Below are 12,456 nucleotides of genomic sequence, written 5' to 3'. Positions count from 1 at the left end.
ATCTCAAATCTCGTACTTGCTTTAACGAGCCCGGCGGCGCTCTCCGGTCGGCTGGAAGGCCATACGCGAATGATAGCTGCAATAAGGGCTCGATTCACCGGATTCATGACCGCAGAAATGAAAGTCTTCATTCAGTGGGTCGCCGATCGGCCATTTGCAGGTGCGTTCGCTCAACTGCAGCAGCGAGAGACGGCGCGAAATCGGCACCACCACATCGGAGGCAGGCTTGACCACAGTTTCCGCAACAACGTCTACGGCGTAATCCACTTGAAGCGCGGTGGCGCCAACCGTCTTGGTAACTGTAGCTGTGCGCATTGTCGTCGTATGCACACCGGTTGAATGTTGTGCTGCAGGACGCGGCGCTGCGGCAACCGTGTTGACTTTCTTGCTGCGAGGAGCAGCGGTCGTGGTTTTGCCACGGCCCGAAAGCTTCAAACGGTGCACTTTGCCGATCACTGCATTACGGCTCACGCCGCCAAGCTGCGCTGCGATCTGGCTTGCGCTCAAGCCTTCGCTCCACAGTTTCTTCAGTAGTTCGACGCGTTCGTCTGTCCAGTTCATCGCCCTGGGCTCCAATCAATTTCGTTATCCGGAATCCGCCAGTGCTCTCGGATTGCTCCAAGCGTAAACACCATATCTATCCGGGTGACTAGGTCTGCCGCACGAAATGTAGCTTTGATCTTTAAAAAGAAACTACAGTATTCAACGACTCCATGACAAGGGATAGCCTTGTCAGGCAGATTCCATTTTTATGGTTTTCCCCAACTTGGGTGCCAAAGACGGTTTTTCTTTGATCCCGCGCCGAAATTTTGCACACAAATACCCCGAACTGAAAACCCGGACTGTTTCAGGATGGAGCAATGCAAGCTCGCGGAGCGGACAAGCCGTCTGGCGATCTCAACCGAGGAAAGGCTTCTATCTATATAGTGTCGATGTCCACGTAAAGTCATCTCTGGTCGGAGAATGATGCGAGGTTGCGAAAATGCATCAACTCATGCTGAAAGATGGCCGCCAAACCTTACTTGCTTTGATTGACATTTTTTCCATGAACGCCAATATACGCGCGAGATAAATATGCCGCCCTGGGGGCGGTTTTTTATTTCTGCCAGAGGCTCAGGCGAGGAGCGTGAAGCTATCTGGTCCATTCCTCATATGTCTCAATATTATATAGCGGCAGCTAGGGATGGAATATTGGGCGACTTTCGAAAGGTGAGAGCCTGTTCGGGCGCCCGAGGACTGAATATGGGAAACACAGCTTTGCCGGTTCGATCGGGCAGGCTGCAAAAAGGGCTTTGGAGGCCTGACGTTATGACCGACGCTACGACCGTGCAACCGCTTTACGACACCTATAATCGTGCGGCTCTGCGCTTCGAGCGAGGTGAGGGCATCTGGCTTATTACCGAAGGCGGCGAACGTTATCTCGATTTTGCCGCCGGTATCGCTGTGAACTCGCTTGGTCATTCGCATCCGCATCTGGTGGAAGCGCTGAAAACCCAGGCAGAAAAGCTGTGGCATCTGTCGAATGTCTACGAAATTCCAGCGCAGGAAAAACTTGGGCAGCGCCTTGTCGAAAACACCTTCGCCGACAAGGTCTTCTTCACCAATTCCGGAGCCGAAGCTCTCGAATGTGCAATCAAGACCGCGCGCCGTTATCAATATGTGAGCGGTCACCCGGAACGTTTTCGTATTGTGACCTTTGAAGGCGCTTTCCATGGCCGCACGCTGGCCACGATTGCTGCTGGCGGTCAGGCCAAGTATCTCGAAGGCTTTGGCCCGAAGGTCGATGGTTTCGATCAGGTTCCATTCGGTGATGAAGCGGCGTTGCGCGCCGCTATTACCGATGAAACCGCGGCGATCCTGCTCGAACCCGTGCAGGGCGAAGGCGGTCTGCGTGGTTTCCCTGAAGAATTCATGCGTATGCTGCGTCAGATTTGCGACGATAAGGGCCTTCTGTTGATCCTAGACGAAGTGCAGACCGGGGTTGGCCGCACCGGCAAGCTGTTTGCCCACGAATGGGCCGGCATTCGACCGGACATCATGGCTGTCGCCAAAGGTATAGGCGGCGGTTTCCCGATGGGTGCCTGCCTCGCAACCGCTGAAGCAGCCAAGGGCATGACCGCGGGCGTTCACGGCACGACCTATGGCGGCAATCCGCTGGCCATGGCTGTCGGCAATGCGGTGCTTGATGTTGTTTTGGCCGATGGGTTCCTCGAAAATGTTCAGTCAACCGCTCTGGTCATGAAACAGGGGCTTGCCTCTATCATCGATCGCTATCCGAACATCGTTTCCGAAATCCGTGGTCGTGGTCTGCTTATCGGCATCAAATGCGTGGTACCGAACACCAGCCTCATTCAGGCCCTTCGCGATGAGCACTTCTTGAGCGTTGGCGCGGGTGACAATGTCGTTCGCTTGCTTCCGCCGCTGGTGACGACACCGGAAGAAGCACGCGAAGCGCTGAAGCGCATCGAAACAGCGGTCGAACGGCTCGCAACTGCAAATCCGATTAGCAAGACGGCGTGATATCATGGCTAACGATAACGGGATCAAACACTTTATCGACCTCTCCGCTGTTCCGGCGTCGGAGCTTCGCGCAATCATGGAAGACGCCAAGGCTCGCAAAGCGCGCCTCAAGGCGGGAGACATAGAAAGCCCCTTCGCAGGCAAGGTGCTTGCGATGATCTTCGAAAAGCCTTCCACGCGTACGCGCGTGTCGTTCGATGTCGGTATGCGCCAGCTCGGCGGTGAGACTATCATGCTGACGGGTTCGGAAATGCAGCTCGGGCGCAGCGAAACCATTGCGGACACGGCGAAGGTCCTGTCGCGCTATGTCGATGCGATCATGATACGCACCACGTCGCATGAGCGCATGCTGGAACTTGCCGAATATGCGACCGTGCCTGTCATTAATGCACTGACGGATGATACGCACCCTTGTCAAATCATGGCTGACGTTCTTACATATGAGGAACATCGCGGCCCGATCAAAGGCAAGACCTTTGCGTGGATGGGGGATGGCAACAATGTCCTCCACTCATTGGTCGAAGCTGCGGCGCGTTTTGATTTCAACGTCAATATCGCAACGCCGGAAGGCAGTGAACCCAAGTCGCAATATGTCGATTGGGCGAAAGCGAACGGCGCGAGCATCATGTCCACCATCGATCCGGAAAAGGCGGCAAACGGTGCGGATTGCATCGTGACCGATACGTGGGTTTCGATGGGGCAGGAAGATCATGCTCGTGGCCACAACGTTTTCATGCCCTATCAGGTCAATGCGCGACTGATGGCGAAAGCTGATCCGAAGGCGCTTTTCATGCACTGCCTGCCTGCCCATCGCGGCGAGGAAGTGACGGACGAAGTGATCGATGGACCGCAATCGGTCGTATTCGATGAAGCGGAAAACAGGCTCCACGCCCAGAAAGCCATTCTGGCCTGGTGCCTGCAAGGAGCATAATTTGGCTGATAAGACCAGCAACGAGCATACCGAAGTCGAGAACATTCAGGTCAACCTGGGCGATTTCGACTTCGCAGGCGATGACGCCGTTGTGCCCTTTCAGGTGGAAGGACTCGACGTACGTGGTCGCGCGGTTCAGCTTGGCACGAGCATCGACGGCATTCTGAAACGCCACAATTATCCGGAAGAAGTTGCCCGCCTGCTGGCGGAAGCAACTGTATTAACCGTGCTGCTCGGCACTTCGCTTAAATTCGAAGGCAAGTTCATCTTCCAGACGCAATCCGACGGTCCGGTCGACATGCTGGTGGTTGATTTCCGCACCCCGCGTTCGGTGCGTGCCTATGCACGTTTCGATGAGGAGCGCTTGAAGGATGCGATTGCGGCCGGCAAGACGAAGCCCGAGGAGTTGCTCGGACGCGGTACGCTCGCCTTCACTGTGGATCAGGGCACTTATACCCAGCGCTATCAAGGTATCGTTGCACTGGACGGTTCGACATTGGAAGAAATCGCCACGACCTATTTCCGTCAGTCGGAACAGATTCCGACCGACCTGAAGCTGAGTGTCGCCAAACTTGTCGAGCGTGGCGTGGACGGAAAACCTGTCGAACAGTGGCGAGCCGGTGGATTGATCATTCAATTCCTGCCGGAATCGGAACTGCGCGCTCGCATTCCTGATCTGCCGGGAGGAGATGAGGATGAAGCCGAAGTCGCCTACCATCCGGAAGACGACGCGTGGGATGAAGCTCGCTCGCTTGTCGGGACGATTGAAAGTTCGGAACTGACAGACCCGCAAGTCGGCTCTGAGCGGCTGCTTTATCGCCTGTTCCATGAACGTGGCGTGCGTGTGTTCGAGTCTGTGCCCGTACTGGACGAGTGCTCGTGCTCACGGGAAAAAATTTCCGGTGTTTTGTCAGGCTTTACAGCCGAGGAAATTGCGGAAAGCGCGGACAACGGCAAAATTTCCGTGACCTGTGAATTCTGCTCGAAACGCTACGAGTTTGATCCGGCCGAATTCGGTAACTAATGGGCAAGTAAGTTTTTATATTAGGAATTTATCCCCACGAAAAGACAGGCGGTTAATCTTCACTGGTTAATTGTGGAGATACGATATGCCTGATATTTGGTTACCAGTTACCCAGCGGAATCTCGAGATTGAGGCCGGTAGCCCTCTCGATTTCTCAACGTTCCTATTGAATCCGGCGATTACCGAAGAGCGGCGGCTCATCGTTAATCAGGATGGTCACATCGCATTGCAGAGCAATCCGTCAGTTTCTTATCGGCTGCTCTGCGGTGCCATCAGCAATATTCCCGACAACGCGACAGCGGATAAAATGGCGGTCCAGTTGTGCCGCCATGGATATAACTGTGTTCGGTTTCATTTTCTCGACATTGCCTTGATGGAGGGACAGCTTCAGGATTTCGCATACCGGCAGGATATTCTTGATCGATTCCGCTACTATATGTCCGCTTTGAAGCAGAACGGCATCTACTGGATCGTAGATGGCCTTACATCCAATGGCGGTGCGTTGGGCGGCGTAACGGACCGCTGGGGAACGGAAGGCAGGCTGAAGTTGAAGACGCATGTTGAAAATGCGGCCTTCGGCCACTGGCTGCGCTTTCAAGTCGATATATTCGGTACAGTTAATCCTTACACCGGGCTTGTGCCTTTCGAAGACCCGGCAATGGCGGTTGTTATCCCGTTTAACGAAAATGGGCTGGTATTCAACTCGTGGGTTTACGCCAACGGCGACCTGCAAGCGCTGACGGAACTGAAACGACCATTCAATGCCTGGCTGAAGGAGCAGTATGTTACCACAGCGGCCTTGCAGGTTGCCTGGGGTGGCGAGTTGTTGGCGAGCGAGCAGATTGAAAACGCCACTGTCATACTACCTGCCAACCGCTACGCCGCATCCAGACGGCTGCGTGATTTTGCACGCTTTTGCATCTCGGTTGAAACCGAGACGGCAAAGAAAATGAGCGAATGCATTCATGCGATGGGCTTTAACGGTATCATCGCACCATATAACAACGGGTATGGTATCCAAACCATTCTTACGCGCCGCAATCAACAGGCTACGGCGATGAATACCTATCATGATCCAAACGACAATATGACAGGTCCGATCTTCCAGACCAGTTCGTTTGAAGGGGCAGTGGCTTATGTCCGGAATGCGGCTGCCACACGTCTGGCGGGAAAGCCATTCGTAGTGACAGAGTACGATCACGTTTTCTGGAACAAGCATCGCTACGAGGCCGGACTCGCAATGCCGGCTTACGCCGCTTTGCAGGATTGGGATATCCTGTGCCGCCACAGCAACGGAGCGCTTGTCCTTGGTTACGGCGGCAACGATTTTAACGAACAGTATATCCGTCCCTATAGAAATGCGCTCGATCCCGTTGCCCGTGCTGGCGAAACCTTGTCGGCACTGTTGTTCCGGCGTGAAGATGTTGCGAAGGCGTTCCATCAGGTGGTGGCGCAGATACAGGATGTCGGAAATCTGGTCGGGCTGGACATGCAGGAACCGGATGCGGTGACGATCATGTCGCTGATGTCGAGTCTCGCGCAAGGCGATGCCGCTCTTGTGCCAGGTGCTGTGTCGGTCAATTCGCCTCGCCAGATGAGCACTCGCGCGGACGCTATCACGTTCCTGCGTAACAACGATGTTCTGGCGGACGCAAATCCAAGTGATGCGGGGGCAGGCATTTACGTCAGCGATACCGAAGAGATTAGGCTTAATATCGTGGCGAAACAGATGCGGGTTGTCACGCAGCATACGGAAGCACTTGCATTCTCCCAGCTTGCACAGCCAGTACAACTCGGACAGCTTTGGGTCGGTTCGGCTTCCGGTGCTGGCTTGCTGGCGATTTCTTCGCTCGATGGCCAGACGGTAGCGGATAGTAGTAAGCTATTGCTGATCTTTACCACCGACGCACGTAATACCGACATGGTCTTTAGCGATAGTGAAGAGAAGACTGTCAGCAGCTTTGGTTCACTGCCAGTGCGGATCAAGGTTGGATACGTCTGGTTCAAACTACCGATCAACGCCCCTTGGCGTATTTCGCCGGTCGGGCTGGATGGCGTGGTCCAGCCTCCGGTTGTTATGGGAGACGGAACGGATGGGCTCAACGTTGAGTTATGGAATAATGCTTCCGTTTTGCCAAACCCGCCAGGACCAACCACGTACTTCCTAATCGAACGCGTTTGATTGCATCTATTCATCGGGCACCGGTTTGCGTGGCCTGATGAAGGTCCAATGCGCTTCCACGTGCGGGAGCGGCGGCGCGCAAAAATGCCAATGGATAGGACACGACAAAATGTCCCGCTCCCTTTGCTCTCCGTTAGAGAGCAAAGGGACGAAATTCTCAATTCAATGTACGTCGCAGGTCTGGCATATCAAGCGAGAAGGCGGGGATATCGACATCGAACAAGCTGCCGCCGTTCCCCTGCATCTGATAGCACCCCACCATAACGCCAGAAGTGGTCGTCAGTGGGCAGCCGGATGAATACTGAAATGAATCGCCTGGTTCAAGGGTTGGCTGTTCGCCAACCACGCCTGGTCCGCGCACTTCCTCGACATACCCATTCGCATCGGTAATCTGCCAGTAACGCGAACGCAACTGCACGGTTTCTGCGGAATTGTTGGCAATGGTTATGCGATAGCCCCAGACATAACGGTTTTCGTCGGGTTCGGACTGGTCTTCCAGATAGAAAGGTTCGACCGAAACTTCGATCCCCCGCGTTACCGCTCTGTACATGCACACCCGCCCTACATTCGCATCGGCCTTGGCACCTGCAATCTGGCGAAGCCGGATCGCAAAGATGCTTTTTTACTCAACGGTTCGTCGGTTCTGTTCATGGACGCCGTTATTCACCCCACCTATCGCTAAAGTTGCGGGAGAGGTCAACGATTCGGGTCGGTTAATATGCGGCAATTGCCGGAATGTTCCGGCAATTGCATCGTTTGAACCTTGGTTTGCAGCCTAAAAGCCACAATATCGAGAAGCGAGATTTTAGCGAGCGACCTTCAAGGCTGCTTCGACGTCTTCCACGAGATCGTCGGTATCTTCAAGGCCGAGCGAGATTCGCAGCAGACCGTCCGAAATACCGAGTTCAGCTTTCGCCTCGTCGCTAAGGTTCTTGTGCGTTGTGGTTGCCGGGTGAGTAATAAGGCTTTTTGCGTCACCCAGATTGTTGGAGATGCTGAAAACCTGCAAAGCGTTCTGGAACTTGAATGCAGCCTCCTTACCACCTTCCAGTTCCAGCGCAATGAGTGTCGAACCGCCCGTCATCTGCTTGGCGATAACGTCGGCTTGCGGATGATCTGCCCGTCCCGGGTAGATCACGCGCTTCACGCCCGGCTTGCCAGCGAGGAAGTCGGCAACCGCAGTTGCGGACAGCGTTTGCTGGCGTACGCGTACGGACAGCGTTTCAAGGCCCTTCAGCATGATCCACGCATTGAACGGGCTGAGGCCAGGACCTGTATGACGGAAGTAATCCTGCAGGGTGTTTTCAATCCACTCACGATCAGAAAGGACGACGCCTCCAAGGCAGCGTCCCTGACCATCGATATGTTTGGTTGCAGAATAAACGACGATATGTGCACCCAGCTCCAGAGGCTTCTGGAAAAGCGGTGTGGCGAAAACATTGTCGACGATCAGCTTGGCGCCCGCTTCATCGGCAACCTGTGCAACGGCAGCAATGTCGATGATTTCGAGCGTCGGATTGGATGGGCTTTCAAGGAACATGACCTTGGTGTTCGGGCGAACAGCCGCTTTCCAGTTTTCAACAGCGGAGCCGTCGATGATCGAAATCTCAACGCCATATTTCGGCAAGATCGTCTCGACGATGTAGCGACAGGAACCGAAGACAGCGCGGGCGGAAATCACGTGATCGCCCGCCTGCACCTGACACAGGATGGCGGCTGCGACCGCCGCCATGCCGGATGCGGTGGCGCGGGCTTCTTCAGCGCCTTCCAGCGCGCACATGCGCTTTTCGAACATATCCGTGGTCGGGTTGGCGTAGCGCGAATAGATGAAACCCGGATCCTCACCCTTGAAACGCGCTTCGGCGGCTTCGGCATTGGGATAAAGGAAGCCCTGCGTCAGAAACATCGCTTCCGACATTTCGGCAAATCCGGAACGCAGCGATCCGGCATGCACAAGTTCGGTTGCAGGGCGAAATTTGCGGGTATTCTCAGTCGTCATTTTTCCAACCTGTCGAAAGCTGGTCGGCCGGGGCAGGATAGTCGAGCCTCGGCGGCCAATAAAAAACCGGCCTTGCGAAAACGCAAAAGGCCGGTAACGAACCGCGGCCTTTTTTAGCGAATTCTTTAACGTGGCTGCAAGCCGGCCGGCCAAATCACCACGGAACACTTTTCCATTATGCCTGTTGAGTAGAGCCGTCAATGCCGAAACCGTCTCATTTCGGGAAAAGTACATCCCGTGCGTCTCGACAATGCTCGGATTCCTGCGGAAAACCCGGTTTCAAGCTGCTCCAAGGGTTGGCATTGACGCTGCGACCGGTCAATGGTCTTTGTCAAGCAATGCTGCAGCATCGTGCTTTCCAAAAATCGGAACCGATTTTTGGAAAGCACGATGCGTAGATTCAAAAAGTTAGAGCGACCTTTGTGCATCCAAATGGACGCACGGCGCTCTGGGCTACGGAGTGTCGGGTTGATGATGCAGAAAGATGCTGGAATTCTGGCGGATGCGGATATTTCCGCGCTGTTTGAAAGCGGTTTGCTGGCGTCTACACGCCCCCTTGATCCCGATCAGATACAGCCTGCAAGCCTCGATCTGAGGCTTGGTGCAAAAGCTTATCGTGTTCGCGCCTCCTTCATGCCGGGGCCGGGCACGCCGGTGCTCGATAAGCTGGAACGCCTGAAGCTGCACGAGATCGACCTGAGCGCCGGTGCAGTTCTGGAAACGGGCTGCGTTTATATTGTTCCGCTCCTCGAAAGTCTGGCCCTTTCGCCCGACCTTTCTGCCTCCGCAAATCCGAAAAGTTCAACGGGCCGTCTGGATATCTTCACCCGCGTCATTGCGGACGGGGCGCAGGAATTCGACAAGGTGCCTGCCGGATATAATGGCCCGCTTTATCTGGAAGTCAGCCCGCGCACATTCCCGATCGTCGTGCGTACGGGTTCGCGCCTGTCGCAGATACGCTTCCGCAAGGGGCGCGCCCAGCTTGATGAAGCCGAACTCGCTGCACTGCATAATACCGAAACGCTGGTTGCGGCCGAGATGCCGAATATCTCCGGTGGCGGCATCGCCCTTTCGGTTGATCTTTCGGGCGGTCCTGACAGGCTGATCGGTTACCGTGGCAAGCACCATACGGCCGTGGTCGATGTGGACAAGCGTGCCGCGCACGACATTCTTGATTTCTGGGAACCGATCTATGACCGGGGAGCGCGTGAACTCGTGCTCGATCCGGATGAATTTTATATCCTCGTGTCACGTGAGGCCGTACATGTTCCGCCGCTTTACGCGGCTGAAATGACGCCGTTCGATCCACTGGTTGGCGAGTTCCGGGTTCACTACGCAGGCTTCTTCGATCCGGGCTTTGGACATAGCGCTGCAGGTGGAACCGGCAGTCGCGCAGTTCTGGAAGTCCGCAGCCACGAAGTTCCGTTCATACTCGAGCATGGACAGATCGTTGGGCGCCTCATTTACGAGCACATGATGCATCGCCCTTCGGCGCTTTACGGCGTCGATCTGGGCTCCAACTATCAGGCGCAGCAGTTGAAGCTTTCCAAGCATTTTCGTTGACTATATCAGCCTCCTCCAAGCAGATATAGTTTAGGGCGGAGGAGAGCGACCTAAGTGACCAATGGAATTGAACGGGATCAGGTCAAGAAGCTGCAAGCGGCAACGGATGTCCCGCAACGCAGGCTATCGGTCGGTATTGTTGCGCTGCCGGGCTTTACGCTGAGTGCACTGAGCCTTTTCCTCGATCCTTTTCGCCTTGCTGCGGATGATCGCGACAAGAGCCGTCAGATACGCTGCGCGTGGAAAATCTGCACGCTCTCAGGAGATCCTGTCACGTCCAGTTCCGGTATGGTGATCGAGCCAACCGCTCCTATTGGCGAACTCGACGATTGTGATTACGTCGCAGTTGTGGGTGGATTGCTCGCGCAATATCGGCCACGACAACAGGCATTGGTCGATCTTATCAAGCGCGCCGATCGACGCGGGAAGACCGTGGTTGGCCTTTGCACGGCTGCCTTTCTGCTGGCGGAAGCCAATCTTCTCCCGGATCGCAATTGCTGTGTGAGCTGGTTCCATCGCGACGACTTCCTGGAGCTTTTTGACGGTTATAGTGCCGATACGACCAGCCTGTTTCATCGTAGCGGAAGGCATTTCACCTGTGCGGGCGGGTTAGGTACGGCATCGCTGGCGCTTTCCATCATACAGAACGAGATTTCCGAGGAACTGGCGCGCAAGAGCGCATCCATTCTTATGATTCCCTATGAGCTTGTGCGTTCCGAGCAGCCCGCCCTGAGCTTCAACGGCGTGCGCTCGCCGATGATCCGCAAGGCAATCCGTATTTTCGAAGAAACGCTGGAAGACCCTGTACCGATGATCGATGTCGCGCGTCGGCTGGGAATTTCCGTTCGTCAGATGGAGCGTGGTTTCAGGCTCGCCCTCGAACGAACGGCATTCGAGGTTCGCGAGGAGCTTCGGGTCAAAAAGGCCAAGGAACTTTTGTCTGAAACAGGCCTGTCGCTGCTGGAAGTGGCTGTTGCAAGCGGCTTCACCGATACGCGGAGCATGAACCGCTCATTCACACGACAAAAACAGAAGGCACCGCGCGATTACCGCAAACAGCGATAGGCAAGCACAGAACTTGCGAAGGCTGCACGGACAGCCTATTTCTTGCGCGATGTATCTGTCGCTCTGGCAAATAATACCAAAGCCCGAGGGTTTTGGTTAAGCCCGGGTGATGATTGAACTTTTTCGAGGCGTGATGCGTTAGCATCGCAACGTCTTGGCATACAGACACACAGGAGATTTGCATGTCGGATGGTGTAAACCGTTTTCTTGGCGATACGCCCGCTCGTATCCTGATCAAGCTAGTGCTGATTTCGCTGGTCGTCGGCGTGGTTATGAGCGCGTTTCACTGGACGCCCTATGACATTTTCTATGGCATCCGCGATTTCTTCCTGCGCCTTTGGAATATGGGCTTTTCGGCAATTGCAGGCTTTGTCGATTATTTCATCCTTGGCGCTGCGGTCGTTATTCCTGCCTTTATTTTGCTCCGTATCCTCAGCTACCGGAAATGAACTCGAGCGGTTCCTATTTTTAACAGAATCGTCGGAACCGCTCTAACAGTTTGTTTCATCGCATTGTCCTACGCAAAACCGTTTCACACTTTTGCTGGAAATGCTCTTGGTTCGGTAATTGGATAGCTCAGGCAGGCAATGCAGCAAGAACAAGGATTAACACTGACCCGGCGGGGCTTTCTGGTCATTGCCGGAGGAGCGTTGGCGGTCTCGGCGATGCCTTTGAACAGAGCATTGGCTGCTGGAGATAACGATCCCACCCCGATTTTCAACGCTATTCGCAAGGCAAACGGATTGCCATTGATGGCGACGGATTCCAAGCTGGAGCAGGCTGCGCTTTATCAGGCCCGGCGTATGGCGAGTTATGGAAAGATCGGTCACAGTGTCGGTTGGGGTAATGGTTTTGTCGCGCGACTGCGTCAAGCGGGTATCCGCGGACCCGCAGCAGAAAACGTGGCATCGGGACAGCGTGATACACAGGCTGTCTTCGACGCGTGGATGAAATCGGCAGGCCATCGCAAGAACATGCTCGATCCGACTTTCGAGCATTATGGTCTTGCCTGGGCCACGCCCGAAAGCAAACCCACCTATATGTACTGGGCTATGATGCTCGGATTGTAACTGCTTCGTTTCTCCTGACAGTTCGCTGTCAGGAACTGCGACAATCCGGTGGCCGAATTTTCTGTAGTTTTGATTGATTCCAGAGTAGATCATCCTGATCGG

At 54.8% G+C, this 12,456-nt stretch carries 11 protein-coding genes and 1 riboswitch; of the genes, 8 read left to right on the top strand and 3 right to left on the bottom strand.

Annotated elements, in window-relative coordinates; translation table 11 throughout:
- Nucleotides 1-21: 21 nt before the first annotated feature.
- Entirely contained in the window at nucleotides 22-561 is a 540-nt protein-coding gene (locus tag ACYSN1_RS05295) for a GcrA family cell cycle regulator (protein ID WP_140020176.1), read from the bottom strand.
- Nucleotides 562-1,308: 747 nt separating this feature from the next.
- Here ACYSN1_RS05295 and ACYSN1_RS05290 point away from each other — a divergent pair.
- The 4 genes from ACYSN1_RS05290 (at nucleotide 1,309) to ACYSN1_RS05275 (ending at nucleotide 6,657) form a co-directional block, all read left to right on the top strand.
- Nucleotides 1,309-2,520 carry an acetylornithine transaminase gene (locus ACYSN1_RS05290; RefSeq protein WP_461724699.1) on the top strand — a complete coding sequence of 404 codons (1,212 nt, stop codon included), beginning with the start codon at nucleotides 1,309-1,311 and terminating at the stop codon, nucleotides 2,518-2,520.
- 4 nt (nucleotides 2,521-2,524) lie between these two features.
- Nucleotides 2,525-3,451 carry an ornithine carbamoyltransferase gene (gene argF, locus ACYSN1_RS05285; protein WP_461724698.1) on the top strand — a complete coding sequence of 309 codons (927 nt, stop codon included), beginning with the start codon at nucleotides 2,525-2,527 and terminating at the stop codon, nucleotides 3,449-3,451.
- 1 nt (nucleotide 3,452) lies between these two features.
- Nucleotides 3,453-4,475 (top strand): Hsp33 family molecular chaperone, encoded by a 1,023-nt coding sequence (locus tag ACYSN1_RS05280; protein ID WP_461724697.1) that lies wholly within the window; start codon nucleotides 3,453-3,455, stop codon nucleotides 4,473-4,475.
- A gap of 85 nt (nucleotides 4,476-4,560) precedes the next feature.
- Complete coding sequence (locus ACYSN1_RS05275) at nucleotides 4,561-6,657, top strand: glycoside hydrolase (protein ID WP_461724696.1); 2,097 nt, start codon at nucleotides 4,561-4,563, stop codon at nucleotides 6,655-6,657.
- Between the two features lie 157 nt (nucleotides 6,658-6,814).
- Here ACYSN1_RS05275 and apaG read toward each other — a convergent pair whose 3' ends face one another.
- Nucleotides 6,815-7,207 carry a Co2+/Mg2+ efflux protein ApaG gene (apaG, locus tag ACYSN1_RS05270; protein ID WP_461724695.1) on the bottom strand — a complete coding sequence of 131 codons (393 nt, stop codon included), beginning with the start codon at nucleotides 7,205-7,207 and terminating at the stop codon, nucleotides 6,815-6,817.
- Between the two features lie 255 nt (nucleotides 7,208-7,462).
- On the bottom strand, nucleotides 7,463-8,656 hold the full coding sequence (locus tag ACYSN1_RS05265; RefSeq protein WP_461724694.1) for an O-succinylhomoserine sulfhydrylase: 1,194 nt from the start codon (nucleotides 8,654-8,656) through the stop codon (nucleotides 7,463-7,465).
- A 91-nt stretch (nucleotides 8,657-8,747) separates the two neighbouring features.
- Nucleotides 8,748-8,827: riboswitch (SAM riboswitch) on the bottom strand.
- Between the two features lie 300 nt (nucleotides 8,828-9,127).
- Here ACYSN1_RS05265 and ACYSN1_RS05260 point away from each other — a divergent pair.
- The 4 genes from ACYSN1_RS05260 to ACYSN1_RS05245 all read left to right on the top strand — a co-directional run bounded on the left by ACYSN1_RS05260 (nucleotide 9,128) and on the right by ACYSN1_RS05245 (nucleotide 12,354).
- On the top strand, nucleotides 9,128-10,219 hold the full coding sequence (locus tag ACYSN1_RS05260) for a 2'-deoxycytidine 5'-triphosphate deaminase (protein WP_461724693.1): 1,092 nt from the start codon (nucleotides 9,128-9,130) through the stop codon (nucleotides 10,217-10,219).
- A 54-nt stretch (nucleotides 10,220-10,273) separates the two neighbouring features.
- Entirely contained in the window at nucleotides 10,274-11,284 is a 1,011-nt protein-coding gene (locus tag ACYSN1_RS05255) for a GlxA family transcriptional regulator (RefSeq protein WP_461724692.1), read from the top strand.
- 182 nt (nucleotides 11,285-11,466) lie between these two features.
- Complete coding sequence (locus tag ACYSN1_RS05250; protein ID WP_105543134.1) at nucleotides 11,467-11,733, top strand: DUF6460 domain-containing protein; 267 nt, start codon at nucleotides 11,467-11,469, stop codon at nucleotides 11,731-11,733.
- Nucleotides 11,734-11,871: 138 nt separating this feature from the next.
- Nucleotides 11,872-12,354, top strand: coding sequence for a CAP domain-containing protein (locus tag ACYSN1_RS05245; protein WP_461724691.1), 483 nt, complete (start codon nucleotides 11,872-11,874; stop codon nucleotides 12,352-12,354).
- Nucleotides 12,355-12,456 lie beyond the last annotated feature (102 nt).

It is taken from the genome of Brucella sp. LJL56, assembly GCF_054871705.1.
The sequence above is the reverse complement of the archived record's forward strand: the minus strand, read 5'-3'. Positions and strand labels throughout refer to the sequence as shown.

Coding starts and splice junctions, on each gene's coding strand:
- ACYSN1_RS05295 (WP_140020176.1), bottom strand. CDS start 561: ATGAACTGGACAGACGAACGCGTCGAACTACTGAAGAAACTGTGGAGC.
- ACYSN1_RS05290 (WP_461724699.1), top strand. CDS start 1,309: ATGACCGACGCTACGACCGTGCAACCGCTTTACGACACCTATAATCGT.
- argF (WP_461724698.1), top strand. CDS start 2,525: ATGGCTAACGATAACGGGATCAAACACTTTATCGACCTCTCCGCTGTT.
- ACYSN1_RS05275 (WP_461724696.1), top strand. CDS start 4,561: ATGCCTGATATTTGGTTACCAGTTACCCAGCGGAATCTCGAGATTGAG.
- apaG (WP_461724695.1), bottom strand. CDS start 7,207: ATGTACAGAGCGGTAACGCGGGGGATCGAAGTTTCGGTCGAACCTTTC.
- ACYSN1_RS05265 (WP_461724694.1), bottom strand. CDS start 8,656: ATGACGACTGAGAATACCCGCAAATTTCGCCCTGCAACCGAACTTGTG.
- ACYSN1_RS05260 (WP_461724693.1), top strand. CDS start 9,128: ATGATGCAGAAAGATGCTGGAATTCTGGCGGATGCGGATATTTCCGCG.
- ACYSN1_RS05250 (WP_105543134.1), top strand. CDS start 11,467: ATGTCGGATGGTGTAAACCGTTTTCTTGGCGATACGCCCGCTCGTATC.
- ACYSN1_RS05245 (WP_461724691.1), top strand. CDS start 11,872: ATGCAGCAAGAACAAGGATTAACACTGACCCGGCGGGGCTTTCTGGTC.